This is a genomic window from Rhodococcus sp. Ni2, assembly GCF_021352185.1.
In the GTDB taxonomy this organism is placed as follows: Bacteria; Actinomycetota; Actinomycetes; order Mycobacteriales; family Mycobacteriaceae; genus Rhodococcus_F; species Rhodococcus_F qingshengii.
On the sequence record NZ_WOXZ01000002.1, the window covers coordinates 1229867 to 1244594 of the forward strand.

The 14728-nt window shown below is 64.9% G+C and carries 16 protein-coding genes; 11 read left to right on the forward strand and 5 right to left on the reverse strand.

The features are described from left to right. Positions 1–8: 8 nt before the first annotated feature. Genes GN300_RS19375 through GN300_RS19390 form a run of 4 tightly spaced genes read left to right on the forward strand, consistent with a single transcriptional unit; the run spans position 9 to position 4120 of the window. Positions 9–2267, forward strand: a complete 2259-nt coding sequence (locus GN300_RS19375; RefSeq protein WP_063314759.1) for an ABC transporter permease — start codon at positions 9–11, stop codon at positions 2265–2267. Continuing rightward, positions 2260–3003 carry an ABC transporter ATP-binding protein gene (locus tag GN300_RS19380; protein ID WP_063314758.1) on the forward strand — a complete coding sequence of 248 codons (744 nt, stop codon included), beginning with the start codon at positions 2260–2262 and terminating at the stop codon, positions 3001–3003. Before GN300_RS19375 ends, GN300_RS19380 begins: the two co-directional genes overlap by 8 nt. Beyond that, a complete protein-coding gene (locus tag GN300_RS19385; RefSeq protein ID WP_003941866.1) occupies positions 3000–3758 on the forward strand; it encodes an ABC transporter ATP-binding protein in 759 nt (252 codons plus the stop codon). The genes GN300_RS19380 and GN300_RS19385 overlap by 4 nt, the downstream gene beginning before the upstream one ends. A gap of 2 nt (positions 3759–3760) precedes the next feature. Beyond that, positions 3761–4120, forward strand: a complete 360-nt coding sequence (locus GN300_RS19390; RefSeq protein WP_003942018.1) for a hypothetical protein — start codon at positions 3761–3763, stop codon at positions 4118–4120. Positions 4121–4217: 97 nt separating this feature from the next. Here the strand turns inward: GN300_RS19390 and GN300_RS19395 are convergent, their stop codons facing one another. Together GN300_RS19395 and GN300_RS19400 are read right to left on the reverse strand one after the other, a co-directional pair. Beyond that, positions 4218–4607 (reverse strand): VOC family protein, encoded by a 390-nt coding sequence (locus tag GN300_RS19395; RefSeq protein ID WP_003941917.1) that lies wholly within the window; start codon positions 4605–4607, stop codon positions 4218–4220. Between the two features lie 28 nt (positions 4608–4635). Continuing rightward, positions 4636–5529 (reverse strand): 1,4-dihydroxy-2-naphthoyl-CoA synthase, encoded by an 894-nt coding sequence (locus GN300_RS19400; protein WP_024487301.1) that lies wholly within the window; start codon positions 5527–5529, stop codon positions 4636–4638. An 83-nt stretch (positions 5530–5612) separates the two neighbouring features. Here GN300_RS19400 and GN300_RS19405 point away from each other — a divergent pair, with 83 nt between their 5' ends. Genes GN300_RS19405 through GN300_RS19415 form a run of 3 tightly spaced genes read left to right on the forward strand, consistent with a single transcriptional unit; the run spans position 5613 to position 7749 of the window. Further along, entirely contained in the window at positions 5613–6257 is a 645-nt protein-coding gene (locus GN300_RS19405; RefSeq protein WP_037129937.1) for a PaaI family thioesterase, read from the forward strand. 1 nt (position 6258) lies between these two features. Continuing rightward, positions 6259–7254 (forward strand): o-succinylbenzoate synthase, encoded by a 996-nt coding sequence (locus tag GN300_RS19410; protein WP_063314757.1) that lies wholly within the window; start codon positions 6259–6261, stop codon positions 7252–7254. A gap of 48 nt (positions 7255–7302) precedes the next feature. After that, positions 7303–7749, forward strand: a complete 447-nt coding sequence (locus GN300_RS19415) for a hypothetical protein (RefSeq protein ID WP_003941973.1) — start codon at positions 7303–7305, stop codon at positions 7747–7749. A gap of 66 nt (positions 7750–7815) precedes the next feature. Here the strand turns inward: GN300_RS19415 and GN300_RS19420 are convergent, their stop codons facing one another. Further along, entirely contained in the window at positions 7816–8643 is an 828-nt protein-coding gene (locus GN300_RS19420) for a siderophore-interacting protein (protein WP_042453072.1), read from the reverse strand. A gap of 58 nt (positions 8644–8701) precedes the next feature. Then, positions 8702–9304, reverse strand: coding sequence for a flavin reductase family protein (locus GN300_RS19425; protein ID WP_039972961.1), 603 nt, complete (start codon positions 9302–9304; stop codon positions 8702–8704). A 68-nt stretch (positions 9305–9372) separates the two neighbouring features. On the opposite strand from GN300_RS19425, the gene menD reads away from it, so the two are divergent. From menD to GN300_RS19445, 4 genes are all read left to right on the forward strand, one after another. After that, positions 9373–10986, forward strand: coding sequence for a 2-succinyl-5-enolpyruvyl-6-hydroxy-3-cyclohexene-1-carboxylic-acid synthase (gene menD, locus GN300_RS19430; protein ID WP_003942063.1), 1614 nt, complete (start codon positions 9373–9375; stop codon positions 10984–10986). Next, complete coding sequence (locus tag GN300_RS19435) at positions 10983–11426, forward strand: DUF3592 domain-containing protein (protein ID WP_007728471.1); 444 nt, start codon at positions 10983–10985, stop codon at positions 11424–11426. Before menD ends, GN300_RS19435 begins: the two co-directional genes overlap by 4 nt. 68 nt (positions 11427–11494) lie before the next feature. Next, complete coding sequence (locus tag GN300_RS19440) at positions 11495–12640, forward strand: glycosyltransferase family 1 protein (RefSeq protein ID WP_197487691.1); 1146 nt, start codon at positions 11495–11497, stop codon at positions 12638–12640. 37 nt (positions 12641–12677) lie between these two features. Further along, a complete protein-coding gene (locus tag GN300_RS19445; protein WP_003941879.1) occupies positions 12678–13376 on the forward strand; it encodes a demethylmenaquinone methyltransferase in 699 nt (232 codons plus the stop codon). Positions 13377–13431: 55 nt separating this feature from the next. Here GN300_RS19445 and GN300_RS19450 read toward each other — a convergent pair whose 3' ends face one another. Next, the gene (locus GN300_RS19450; protein WP_372482300.1) at positions 13432–14694 is read right to left on the reverse strand and encodes a geranylgeranyl reductase family protein; all 1263 of its coding nucleotides are present in this window, start codon (positions 14692–14694) and stop codon (positions 13432–13434) included. Positions 14695–14728 lie beyond the last annotated feature (34 nt).

The following is a 14728-nucleotide window of genomic DNA, read 5'->3' on the forward strand; positions in this document are numbered from 1 at the left end:
GTTCAGCCATGAACACTTTTGTCACTTTCACGATCCTGGGCCTGGTCCTGGGGTCGGTGTACGCGATCGCCGCCTCCGGGCTGGTACTCACGTACAACACGTCAGGCATCTTCAACTTCGCGCACGGTGCACAGGCAATGCTCGGTGCGTTCATCTACTGGCAGTTGCGCTACGGCTGGGAACTTCCCACCGTCGTCGCTTTGCTGATTTCACTCGTCCTGGTCGGGCCACTGATGGGCCTCGGCCTCTACGTCCTGATCATGAAGGGTCTGCGCGATACCGCCGAGGTCACCAAAATCGTTGTGACGGTCTCGATCCTGCTCGGAATGCTCTCGATCTCGCACTGGTTCTGGCACCCCGAGACCGCTCGGACGATGCAGATGTTCTTCGGCGACCAGTCCAAGATCACGGTGTTCGGCGCGAGCATCCGCTACCACGAGTTGATCTGCATCCTCGTTGCGATCGCCATCGCCGTCGGCCTGCGCATCCTGTTCACGCGCACCCGCGCCGGTGTCGCGATGCGCGGCGTCGTCGACGATCCGGAACTGTTGCGCCTCAACGGCCACAATCCGGAGCGTCTTGCGGCCCTGTCCTGGGCGATGGGTTCGACGCTCGCAGTCCTGGCCGGCATCCTGATCACCCCGATCAGTGGCGGCACACTCGAGGCGAACATGTTGACACTCTTGGTGATCGACGCGTTTGCCGCGGCCATGTTCGGCCGGTTGCGCAGCATTCCGCGCACGTTCGTCGGCGCCGTGGTCCTCGGGCTTGCCGGTACGTACGTATTGGCGTACTTCCCGACGAGTTGGAGTTGGACATCGAATTTCCGTGTCTCCCTGCCGATGATCGCGCTGTTCGTGGTGCTGATCGTGCTCCCACAGGACCGCTTGCGTGGCGCGGTCACTCGTACTCGCGAGCGTTACCACGTGCCGAGCGTGCGCAAGGCCGTCGTCTGGGGCGTGGCACTGATCGTCATCGTCTACCTGATCCGTCTGCTGATGGTGACCTCCGCCGTCACCACACTGACCATCGGAATGACTTTCGCGATCATCGCGCTCTCGCTCACACTCCTCACCGGCTACGCGGGTGAATTGAACTTGGCGCCGGTATCTTTCGGCGCTATCGCTACCATCGTGGCCTTCCACTTCGGGATCTCCGGTTCCGGGTTGGCTGCGCACCTCAACCTGTGGGGCATCGTCGTCGGAGTCCTCGTCACCGCCGTGATCGGTGGCCTCGTCGCCCTGCCGGCGCTGCGGCTCAGAGGGCTGTATCTCGCGCTGGCAACCATGGCCTTCGGAGTGTTCCTCTCCAACATGGTCCTTCGCGACACCACCGAACACGAGATGTTCGGCATGAAGTACTCGCTGTTCAAGGACGGGAACATCGCCCTCCCTCCGCTGAAGATCGGTCCGCTCGATCTGAGCAACGAGACGGTGTTCCTGATGACCGTGACCGCGCTGTTCTCGATACTCGGCGTCGGCGTCATCGCGTTGCGTAACAGCGGCTACGGGCGCCGACTCGCGGCGATGAAGGACAGCCCGGCCGGTTCGGCCATGCTCGGACAGAGCCTGGTTCGGCTCAAGCTCAGCGTCTTCATGATCTCTTCGGGGATCGCCGGTCTCGGCGGCATTCTGATGTCGAGCGCCATGGGGTCCGTCTCGGGCGAGAGCTTTGCCATCATGGTCAGCCTCTCGCTGCTCATGCTGACCGTCGTCGCGGGTATCGGATACGTCACCGGCGCCCTGTTCGGTGGACTGATGGCTGGAATCGGGTTTGCGGTCATCATGGTCTCGTTCACCAATCTGGCTTCGGCGCAACCGGAGTTGGAGGGAATGTGGCTGCTCTTCGGCAACATCGCGGCAGTCAGCCCGGCACTGATCGGCATCGGCGTCGGCGCGAACCCCAGCGGAACGGTCCACAGCGTGATCGAGGGCTACCGACGGCTCGCCGGTGCCAAGCCTGTTCTGATCGGCGGCGCCGCAGTCGTTCTGCTGACCTACGTCCTCGCTCTGACCGGTGTACTCGGCAACTGGTGGTTCGCGTCCATCACGATCGCGGTGGTGTTCATGCTGCCGGTGATCGGTGAGATGGTCATGCCCAGCGCGGTTCTCACTCCGGAGGAACTGGCCGCCAAAGCGACAGTCGTTCCCGAGGACATCGGGATCGATGTCCCCTACAGCCCCGAGATCCGTGACGAGATCGACCGCGAACTGGGGATTCCTCAGTACCAGGGTGGCTCGCCGAAGGAGTTGACCGTCCATGTCTGATACACCACTTCTCGAAACGCGCGGTGTGAGCGTTCGTTTCGGTGGACACGTCGCGGTCAAGGACGTTTCGCTCACCGTGCAACCCGGCACCGTGACAGGACTCATCGGACCGAACGGTGCCGGCAAGACGACGCTCTTCAACACCATCACCGGGCTGCAGAAACCCACCTCCGGTCAGGTGTTCCTCGGCGGCGTCGACGTGACGAAGCTACCGCCGCACAAGCGGGCAGGTCGCGGGCTGGCACGTACCTTCCAGCGGCTCGAACTGTTCGTCTCGCTGTCGGTACGTGACAACCTGCGCGTCGCCGGAGACATCCACAAGGCGAACGGCCGCAACAAGATCGACGTGGACAGCGAGACGGATCGTCTGCTGGAGCTGACCGGGCTGACGGATGTCGCGGACAAGGACGTCGCGGACATCCCCACCGGACGCGCCCGCGTCGTCGAAGTTGCACGGGCGCTCATGACCGACCCGCGAGTGCTGCTGCTCGACGAACCGGCCTCGGGTCAGACCGAGCAGGAAACCGAGGTCTTTGCCGAGATGCTCACCGAACTTGCTGCGGGTGGACTCGGAATCTGTCTGGTGGAGCACGACATTCCGCTGGTGATGAAAGTGTGCTCGACCATCCACGTGCTCGACTACGGCGCAGTCCTCGCCTCGGGTGAACCGGAGAAGATCCGGACGGATCCGGAAGTGATCGCGGCCTACATCGGGACCGAGGAGGAGGCGGTATGACTTCAGCGAAAATTGGCGAGGCGAAAATCGACGAGGGTATACGCAGCCCCGACCGCGCCGAACCGTTGCTCGAACTGTCCGGTGTCCGCGCCGGTTACGGATCCATCGAAGTTCTGCACGGGGTGGACCTGATTCTGGAACCGGGCGCCGTGGTGGCGCTACTCGGACCCAACGGTGGCGGCAAGACGTCGACGCTCAAGATCTGCTCGGGCGTCCTTCCGGTCACCCGCGGCGAGTTCCGGCTCGCGGGCCAGGTCGTGAACGGAGTCGAGCCTTCGGAGTTGGCTCGGCTGGGGGTCTGCTCCATCCCCGAAGGACGCGGGATCTTCGCCAACCTCACTGTGCGGGAAAACCTGTGGATCGCCACCGGAACGGGCGTCGGGCTGGCCGAACTCGAAGAGGTTGCGTACGGCAGGTTCCCGATCCTGGGGGAGCGGCGCGGACAGTTGGCCGGATCGATGTCCGGTGGTGAGCAGCAGATGCTGGCGCTGTCACGGGCACTCGGCACTCACCCGACGGTGCTCCTGCTCGACGAGCTGTCGATGGGTCTCGCACCTCGAATCGTCTCGCAGATGTACGACGTCGTCGGCTCGCTTGCAGCCGAAGGCATTTCCATTCTCGTCGCCGAGCAGTTCGCGCGAGCGGTGCTGCCCATCGCGACGTCGGCCGCACTGATGTTGCAGGGACGCGTCGTCAAGACCGGCGATCCACACGACATCGAAAACGAACTTTCTACCAGTTATCTAGGAGGATGACGATGACTACTCTCGCCGAAGATCGCCGTGAGGAATTCAAGAAGAACATCGCAGAGTTGAAGCTGGACAAGAAGCAGGCAGGCGGCGACGCGGCGACGCGCATCGCGGGCCTGGTGCTCATGGTCGTCGGAGTGGTCGGCGCCTTCGTCGTCTACATCTCTTCGCTGACGCTCTCGGACCTGCGGGATCTGGTGTCGTACCAGATCCTCACCGTGGTTTTCCTCGCCCTGACAGTGGTCGGTGCCGCTCTCTTCCTGGCCGCATCGGTGGCAAAGGTGCTGCGGCTGTGGCTGGTTCGCCAACTGCTCGAGGGCCAGGCACAGACAGATCAGATCTCGCAGGCGTTGAGCACGCGCAACTGATCTTTGTGAAGAACCGAAAGATGCCCGCCACGAAAGTCGTGGCGGGCATCTGTCATTGCTCGGCTACAGCGGTGTCTCGGCTACAGCGGTGTCTCGACTACGCGGACGGTGGCCGGGAATCGCGTCGGATGGGATGGTCCTCCGGGATCTGCACCATCACGATCGGTGTCCCGTCCGGGTCGGCGATCCACATCTCGTGTAGACCCCACGGTTCCTGTCTTGCCTCGCGCGCGATCTTGACCCCGGCGAGAACCAGTTCGGTCTGAACGGCAGTGAGGTCCCGGACCTGCAGCCAGATCGCGCCGCGAAAGCCGCCCTCGCCGGTGCCGCCGTGCGCAGCGACTTCGATCAGCCCTTGGCCGGCGAAGAAGACTGTGCCGCCGGGATATTCACGAGCGATCGCCAGACCGAGGGTGTCTCGGTAGAAGCTCAGCGTTCGTTCGTACTCGCTCGGGCGCAAAATCGTCCGACTGCTCAGAATCTCCACGTCCGACCTCCCTCTCGCACCTACTGTGTCAGAAATACCAGGGATATGGTGACCAGTCGGGATCACGCTTTTCGAGGAACGAGTCACGACCCTCGACGGCCTCGTCGGTCATGTACGCCAAACGTGTTGCCTCACCGGCGAACAGCTGCTGGCCGACCAACCCGTCGTCCTGCAGGTTGAACGCGTACTTGAGCATCCGCTGTGCCTGCGGCGACTTGCCGTTGATCTTGCCGGCCCAGTCGATCGCGACGTTTTCGAGTTCCGCGTGGTCGACAACCTTGTTGACCGCGCCCATCTGATGCATTTCCTCGGCGGTGTACGTCTCACCCAGGAAGAAGATCTCGCGAGCGAACTTCTGGCCCACCATCTTTGCCAGATAGGCGCTGCCGTAGCCGCCGTCGAAGCTTCCGACGTCGGCGTCGGTCTGCTTGAACCGTGCGTGCTCGCGGCTGGCGAGCGTCAGGTCGCACACCACGTGCAGGCTGTGGCCGCCGCCCGCAGCCCAGCCGTTGACCAGGCAGATCACGACCTTCGGCATGAAGCGGATCAGGCGCTGGACCTCGAGGATGTGCAGGCGCCCGGCGCGTGCTTTGTCGACGGTGTCCGCCGTTTCACCTTCGGCGTACTGGTAGCCGCTGCGACCACGGATGCGCTGGTCTCCGCCGGAGCAGAACGCCCAACCGCCGTCCTTCTCGCTGGGTCCGTTGCCGGTCAGGAGCACCGCTCCCACGTCGGAGGTCATCCGGGCGTGATCGAGCGCGCGGTACAACTCGTCGACGGTGTGCGGGCGGAACGCATTACGTACTTCCGGTCGGTCGAAGGCGACGCGAACGGTGCCTTGACTGACGTGCCGGTGGTAGGTGATGTCGGTGAGGTTCTCGAATCCGGGGACAGGGCGCCAGAGCTGCGGGTTGAAGGTCACCTGAGCCACGATAGAGGCACGGCTCGCGCGTCTAACGGATACCTGAGGTAGAACACGTTCCCGGGCGCGCTAACGTGCAGGTCATGAGCGAACAAACCGCAGACGGCACGGAGATCGTCACAGACGGTGAGAAGCGGGGCGGATTTCCACGGTTCCGGCACACTCCCGCAGGTCCGGACTTCGGCCGCTTCGTCGAAGCGATGCGCAGGTTGCAGGACCTTGCCGTCTCGACCAATGTTCCCGACGACGTACTCGCAGACATCGCTACGCAAGCCGAGGAGCTTGCCGATCGGTTGACTCCGTACGAGGTCCCGGAAGGCAAGTCGCCCGCGGGCTCGAACATCCAACTGCCCGGACGCGGCAGCCTCCTCATGCTCCCGTGGATGGTCGAGAAGTTCGACACCGAAGGAGTCCGCAGTACCGGCGTCTTCCGTCGCTACCACCTGGGCGGCAACGGCGCCGCTCACGGCGGTGTCCTGCCCTTGCTGTTCGACGACGTCTTCGGGATGACGGTCCACGCGGGTGGCCGTCCGATCTCCCGCACCGGCTACCTCCACATCAATTACCGCGCGATCACTCCGCTCAATCAACAACTGGTGATCGAGGGGCAGGTGGATCGGGTCGAGGGTCGCAAGACTTTTGTCAGCGCGCGCCTGACCGATCTCGACGGCAAGCTCCTCGCCGACGGTGAGGCGCTCATGATCGAACTGCTTCCGGGACAGCCCTGACATGTTCCCCTCGTTCGACGATCTGATCGCGGACGCCGTGGTTCTCGCGCTGCCGATGCGAGTTCGCTTTCGCGGCATCACGACTCGTGAGGCCCTGCTCGTTCGCGGCCCGGCCGGGTGGGGAGAATTCGCCCCGTTCGTCGAGTACGACGACGAAGAGGCGTCGCAGTGGCTGCTCGCGGGTATCGAAGCGGCGTGGCTGGGTCCGCCGCCTGCGCTTCGTGACGCAGTTCCCGTCAACGCGACCGTGCCGGCGATCGACGCGTCTGCCGTTCCGGAATTGCTGGAGCGCTTCCCCGGGGCCCGGACCGCCAAGGTCAAGGTCGCCGAGAAGGGACAGTCGCTGGCGCAGGACGTCGCCCGGGTGAACGAGGTGCGTCGGCACATCCCGAACGTGCGCGTCGACGCCAACGGCGGGTGGAGCGTGGACGAGGCGATCACGGCCTTGCGAGCGATCACCGATGACGGTGAACTCGAATACGCCGAGCAGCCTTGTGCAAGCGTCGAGGAACTGGTCAGGGTCCGCGCCGCGGGGACCGGTGTGCGGATCGCTGCCGACGAGAGCATTCGCCGTGCCGAGGACCCGCTGCGCGTCGTACGAGCGGGGGGAGCGGACGTCGCCGTCGTGAAGGTGCCGCCGCTGGGCGGAATGCGTGCTGTGGTGGCGCTGTCGGCGCAGCTGGCGGACTACGGGGTGCCGGTGGTGGTCTCGAGCGCTCTGGACACGGCTGTGGGGATGTCCGCGGGACTGGCGGCCGCGGCAGCCTTGCCCACCCTTCCGTTTGCCTGCGGACTCGGTACCGGCGGCCTGTTCGTCCGGGATGTCGCGGTCACCGGGGCAGCTGTCGACGGTGCTTTGTCGGTGGGTGCCGTCGAGCCTGATCCGGTTCTGCTCGAGACGCTGGCCGCGCCCGCGGACCGGCGCGACTGGTGGTTGGAGAGGGCTCGGCGCTGCCATCGGATACTCGGCAGTAGGGACCAGCCGAATTTCGTATAGTCTCGGGCGCGACCTGATGAACATCAGTGAAGAATGAAGGGATCGAAAGTGGTTGCAGCTCTGAACGAAACCCTGCTCGAGGAATCACGGGTTCCCGCGGTCGTCGCGGACGTGCAGACCTTGATCGACGCAGAGGTTTCGGATAAGTCGGGGGCCTCAGGGCTGGCTCTCAAGGGTGGCTACGGCGCGGTCAAGAAGGTGAGCCCGTCCATCGTGCCGGACGCCGTCACCGCGCTTCTGCCGGCTTTCGTGGCAAAGCTCGAGCCGTACTGGCAGGAATTCTCGGCTTCCGGCGAAGGCAGCTTCGCCGATTTCATCAGCGCCCGCGGTGACGCGGTTGCCGATTCCCTCCTCGAGGTGACGGACGAGCGTATCGAGGGCAGCGACAAGGCCGTCGTCAAGTCGATGTACTCGAAGCTGCGCGGTTCGGCGAAGAAGCATGTGACTGCAGCTCTGCCGCGTCTGGGCGATGTGATCCAGAAGCACGCTGCATAAGCGAACGTAAAACGACGAGTGGCCCGGGAGTTTCTCTCGGGCCACTCGTCGTTTTCGGTGCGTTTGTCAGTGAGCCGAATGTCCGTGGCGCCAGAAGCCGGTGAAGGTGATGTCGGTTTTGGCGAACTTCCGGTCGTTCACGAGGTGCCGACGCAGCCCGGTGGTGAGTGCCTGTTCGCCGGCGACAAAGGTGTACGACGGCCCCTCGGGCAGTTCGGCGGCGCGGACGGTCTCGAGGGTCAGAACACCCGGCGTCGCGTGTTCGTCCTCGCGAACGAGCCAATGCACGTTGACGTTCGCCAACTCCGGAATGTCTTGCTTGTCTTCGATGTTCGGAATCTCGACGAAGACCTCGGCACGCAGGTCTGCGGGCGCGGATTCCAGAATGCCGATGATCGCGGGAAGTGCACTCTCGTCGCCGACGAGCAGTTGCCACTTGGCCTCGGGTGTGGGGTTGTAGATGCAGCCTTCGTCCAAGAGAGCGACCTCGTCGCCGGCCGACGCGGTGTCCGCCCACGCGGATGCCGGGCCGATGTCGCCGTGATAAGCGAAGTCGATGTCGATCTCCGTGGTCTCGCCGAAGAGACCGGATCCGGCGGCACGGTAGGCGCGAATCGTGTAGTTGCGCACGACGGGTCGCGTGTCCTTGGACATCAACAGGTACTGCGCATACCAGAGATTGCTGGCCGCGCTCGGCAACCGGAGTTCACTCTGGCCGACCTGCGGGATGAACATGCGGAACCACTGATCGGCACCCATCGGAGCGATGGTGGACAGCTCTTCGCCGGCAATGGTCACCCGGATGAAGCTGGGGCTGATTCGTTTGTTCGCCACGACCTGCGCCGACACGATGCTGCGTGAGGCCGGTTTCACGAACTTGGCGCGCTTGGCCATGACTGGTTGCTCCCTGATTATCTGTTACTCGTACCTAATCAGGTAACCCTAACCTGATTTACGGTCGCTGTGGAGTGGTGGGTCTGTCCTTTTCGACGACTTCGGGAGGAAGACCCCACTGCGCTCGGCCAAGTCGGCTCATCGGTGCGATTGCCGCGAAGTCCGGTAGGCCGTCGTCGGCGACAGCCTCGGGACGTACTGCGACCGCCACCACATTTCCCATCACGACAAATGAATTGCCGACCTCGATGACCTGGTGGAGCGTGCATTCGATGGCGATCGGGGAGTCGGCGACCCGTACGGGGCGAACCCGCTCGCTCGGCTCGCTACGGATGTTCAACTCGAGAAACTCGTCGGCCTCGGCGTCGTAGAAGGCGGAACTCTGGTTCACCACGTCGGCAAGCCTGGCAGTCGCCAGGTTGATCACGAATTCGCCGGTCGCTTCGATGTTGCGCAGACTGTCCTTGCGTCCGACCGACGTGAACTGCACGATCGGCGGCGCCGAACTTGCCACGGTGAAAAAGCTGTACGGAGCCAGATTGCCGACGCCGTCCGCCGACAGGGTGGACACCCAGGCAATCGGCCGGGGGACCACCGAAGCGGTGAGTAACTGATAGAACCGGCGGGGTTCGAGCTCGGCTGGATCGAAGAGTGTGCGCACCCACACATAATGCCGCTGTCCCCGCCCCTGGGCATGCTTGCGCCCGAACGTCTGACACTCTTGAAGGCGTGAATCCGTCCACTGCACAAGCCACAGCCGTCGTCGACGAACTGGTTCGTGGTGGCGTGCGTGAAGTCGTGCTGTGTCCAGGCTCTCGCAACGCGCCCCTCGCATTCGCCCTCCAGGCCGCCGACCTCGACGGCCGGTTGCGTCTGCACATGCGGATCGACGAGCGGACAGCAGGCTTTCTGGCACTCGGACTGGCAATCGCCGGGAAACGACCGGTCCCCATCGTGATGACTTCCGGGACCGCCGTCGCGAATCTCGGACCTGCTGTCCTCGAGGCCAACTACGCGCGAGTGCCGCTGGTGGTCCTGAGCGCCAACCGGCCGTACGAGATGCTCGGCACCGGCGCCAACCAGACCGTCGAGCAGCTCGGGCTCTTCGGCAGTCAAGTCCGCGCAACCATCAGCCTGGGCCTGGCGGAGGACGATTCGACGCAGAACAGCCAGTGGCGCTCGGCGGTATGCCGGGTCCTCGCCGCTGCCCGCGGAACCCGATCCGGAAATGCGGGTCCGGTGCATTTCGACATTCCACTTCGTGAGCCGCTGGTGCCGGACGTGCACGTGCAGGGACCGGTCCCGGAGGGCCGTCCCGGCGGTGCGGCCTGGACCACCACCCAGAACGCGACGCTCGATGTTCCGGTCGATCTGGACCTCACCGCAGATACGGTGGTCATTTCCGGACACGGCAGCGCACTTCGGCCTGAGCTGGCCGGCCTGCCGACCGTGGCCGAGCCGACGGCTCCGATGCACGGGATCGCACTGCATCCACTCGCGCTCTCGCAACTCAAGCCCAAGCAGGCGATCATCACCGGCCGCCCGACGTTGCATCGTCAGGTCTCGAAGGTGCTGGCCGACCCGGGCGTCGACGTCTACGCGCTGACTACCGGGCCGCGCTGGCCGGACGTATCCGGCAACGTACTCGCCACCGGAACCAGAGCAGTGGTCACCGGGACTCCCGATCCCGCCTGGATCGCTCGATGTGCCGCGCTGACCGAACACGCCGAAACTGCCGTCCGCAAGCAACTCGACGCCCACCCCAAGGCCACCGGCCTGCACGTGGCAGCTGCTGTGATGGATGCTCTCGCGGACGGCGACCAGCTTCTGCTCGGCGCATCCAACCCTGTTCGCGACGCGGCCCTCGTGAGCTATCCCAAGCCCGCCGTACGGGTGCTGTCGAATCGCGGCGTCGCAGGTATCGACGGCACCGTCTCGGCGGCGGTGGGCGCCGCGTTGGCGTACGAGGGCGGCCGGACCGTCGCTCTCATGGGCGACCTGACATTCCTGCACGACGCTTCCGGGCTGCTGATCGGGACCGGTGAGCCGAGGCCGAGCGACCTCACCATCGTCGTCGCCAACGACGACGGCGGCGGTATCTTCGAGCTCCTCGAACAAGGCGACCCGCAGTACGCCGGCGTCTTCGAGCGAGTGTTCGGAACACCACACGGCATGGACCTCGCTGCGCTGTGCGCGGCCTACCGCGTGCCCCACGCAGCGGTCACCGTCGACGCCCTGGCAACGACGCTGGCGCAACCGGCCAACGGCATTCGTGTGCTCGAGGTCGCGACGGATCGCAGTGGGCTGCGCGAACTCCACGCTTCCGTGCGGGCACAGCTGTGACGCAAACGGTTCTGCGTCGTCTCCGCATCGGCGTACTGGTGGTTGCGGTCGGCATTTCCGTGCTCGCGGTGATCCTGGTTCTCGGTGCCTGGCGCAACGATCGGACCATCGAATCGAACATGGGGACCGCAACTGCCGAGGTGCTCTCGGCAGGCTCGCTACGTTCGGCGATCAGCTTCGTGACACCGGACGGCGCCAACCACAACCCTGAACTCGGCGTGCTCTACCCCACCAATCTGACTGTGGGACAACGCATCGAGGTGGAGTACTCCAAAGCCGACCCTGATTTGGTCCGGGTAGCGGGACGCAACGCGACGGTGGCGCTGATCCCGGCAGGATCGGTGATCGTCGTGACGTGGCTCCTGGCTGGACCGTCGATCTGGTACCTGCGCAAGCGGGAAGCGCAGGCGGCAAGTTCGGCGCCGGTCGCCTCGAGTTAGTTCGCGCTTCGCCCGAACTTCACACGAACATGACGTGGACTTTTCCTGGCCCTGTCACCGTTCTCGGTGTGAGAGTAGCCATCGTTGCGGAGTCATTCCTGCCCAACATGAACGGCGTCACCAACTCGGTACTACGCGTGCTCGAACACCTCGATCGCACTGGCCACGACGCCATGGTCATTGCGCCGGACACCGTCGGATCCGACACCTCTGCCGCCACCGAACACGAAGGCGTTCAGGTGGTTCGGGTGCCAGCCGTCATGGTGCCCAAAGTCAGTTCACTTCCCGTCGGCCTGCCGCAACCACGATTGACCACGGCCGTGCGGACCTTCGCGCCCGACGTCGTCCATCTGGCGTCACCGTTCCTGCTCGGCGCCGGGGGAGTGGCCGTCGCCAAACGCCTCGGAATCCCCACCGTCGCGGTCTACCAAACCGATGTCGCCGGATTTGCCGAAAGCTACGGTCTCGGCGTCACCAGCCGCGCCGCGTGGGCGTGGACCCGTCGAATCCACAAGAGCTGCAACAGGACCCTCGCGCCCTCCACGTCGGCAGTCGACGCCCTCGAAGAGCACGGCATTCCGCGCGTGCACCGATGGGCCCGCGGCGTCGACGCGCAACGATTCGCGCCTTCGCGTCGTACCTCGGTGTTGCGGCAGTCCTGGATCGGCGACAGCGACCGGTTGGTGGTCGGCTTCGTCGGTCGCCTCGCGCCCGAAAAGCACGTCGAACGATTGGCGGCCCTGGCCGGCGATCCCAGCGTGCAGATCGTGATCGTCGGAGACGGCCCGGATCGCGAGAACCTACGACGACTGATGCCGGACGCGATCTTCACCGGACAACTGGGCGGTATCGAGCTGGCCGACGCCTATGCGAGCCTGGACGTATTCGTTCACCCCGGCGAGCACGAGACCTTTTGCCAGGCGGTCCAGGAAGCCCTCGCGAGCGGTGTGCCTGTCGTCGGACCGGACGCCGGCGGACCACGTGACCTGATCTCGCATTGCCGCAACGGCTACCTCCTGCCGACGGACAGGTTCACCGAACTCCTGCCAAGCGCCGTGGACGCACTTCGTCAGCGTGATCTGCGGGTGCAGTTCGGCTCCGCGGCGAGGCGCTCGGTGCTGCACCGGACCTGGCCGGCAATCTGCGAAGAGTTGCTCCGTCACTACGAGGACGTGCAGGGCCTCGGGCGGCGAACGGGTGCCAGAGCAGCCTGAACGCCCTCGCTGCCCGAGGGTTGGTAGCGTTTCGGGTGTGGCCACTACACACGGAACCCGAGCAACTCTCGAGAAGCAACCGCACGAAGTCGCGTCGATGTTCGACGACGTCGCGGAGCGATACGACCTCACCAACACCGTGCTGTCCTTCGGCCAGGACAAGGGTTGGCGCAAGGCCACCCGCGAAGCCCTCGACCTCAAGCCGGGCGAGAAGGTACTCGACCTCGCCGCCGGAACCGGAGTCTCGACCGTCGAACTGGGGCGCTCCGGTGCCTGGTGCGTCGCCACCGACTTCTCCAAGGGCATGCTCAAGGCCGGAATCTCGCGCAAAGTTCCGATGGTCGCAGGTGACGCGATGTACCTGCCCTATGCCGACAACGTGTTCGACGCCGCGACGATTTCCTTCGGCCTGCGCAACGTCTCCGACTTCGAAGCCGGACTGCGTGAGATTGCCCGCGTCACCAAGCCGGGCGGACGTCTCGTCGTCAGCGAGTTCTCGACGCCCGTCTTCGGGCCCTTCCGCACGGTCTACATGGAGTACCTGATGAAGGCGCTCCCGCAGGTCGCACGCACCGTCAGCAGCAACCCCGACGCCTACGTGTACCTCGCCGAATCGATCCGTGCCTGGCCGACCCAGGAAGAGTTGGCCCGCAAGATCGAGGCTGCCGGGTGGAAGAACGTCAAGTGGCGCAACCTCACCGGCGGCATCGTGGCGCTGCATTACGCCACTGCCTGAACTGCTGTGCGCCTTTATCAACCCCCGGCGGTTATTAAAGGCGCACAGCACTTGCTCAACCGAACAACGGTCGGGAGTCGATCTTTCTCGACGCGGCCCCCGACGCCCGCCAGGCCCTCGCCGTCAGGTCGACGTCGGCGTCGGTGACGAGGTTCCCCATCACCCGAACGGCGACCGTCATCAGTGCACGTGAGCGCATCGCAATCGGGCCCGACGCGGGCAGGAACTGCGGAACCGTCAGCAGGCCTGCGAGCCGGCGCGCGACCGAGAACGCCTGGCCGTAATGCTCCCGAAGCACGGTCGGCCACAGCTCCGTGAGGTCGTCGGCGCCGAGCTGTTCGACCACCAGACGTCCGCCTTCGAGGCCGTAGTCGATGCCCTCACCGTTGAGCGGGTTCACGCACGCTGCGGCGTCGCCGATCACGGCCCAGTTGCGTCCGGCGATGTTGGAAACTGCTCCACCCATAGGTAGCAAAGCCGAAGCGACGGAATGTATTTCGCTGCTCCACTGCCACTCGCTTCGGCGCTGATCGGTGTAGAGGTCCAGCAAGGGTCGCAGGGCACCTGGTGCCGGGCGCTTGGACGTCGCCAGTGTCCCGACGCCGATGTTCACCTCGCCGGTACCGAGCGGGAAGATCCAGCCGTACCCCGCCTGCAACGTGCCCTCTGCGTCCCGCAGTTCCAGATGCGAGGTGATCCACGGGTCGGCGCTGCGCGGCGTCGCGACATACGCGCGTGCCGCGACGCCGTACGCGGTGTCCCGGTGCCACTGCCGTCCCAGCTTCTTGCCGAGCGTCGAGCGAACGCCGTCGGCGATGATCAGCGTCCGGCAACGAAGAGTGCTTCGTCCCGAGGGGCCGGCGAGTACGACGGCGGCTACTCGATCACCGTCGAGTTCGACGTCGACGGCCTTGGTGCCCTCGACCATGACCGCGCCCGATTCGACGGCGCACCGGCGAATGGCGTCGTCGAGTTCGGTGCGGGGGATCGCACTGCCGATCGGCGGGAACGACGTCCCTGGCCACTCGAGTTCGAGTTCTTGTCCGAAGCCGGACAACCGTAGTCCCTTGTTCGTCGTGTGTGACCGAACCCACTCGCCGAGGCCGAGGAGATCCAGTTCGGCCACGGCGCGCGGAGTGAGTCCATCACCACAAGTCTTGTCTCGCGGGAAGACGGCAGCGTCCACCAGCACGACGTCTCGGCCGCTGCGGGCGGCCCACGCCGCGGCCGAAGAACCCGCGGGACCTGCGCCGATGACCACAATGTCGGTTTCGTTCGGAAGCGAATCGACGACGGGGGACTGCTCTTCTACGGACACACTCACATCTTCCCAGGCTCGCGATCGCCACCGT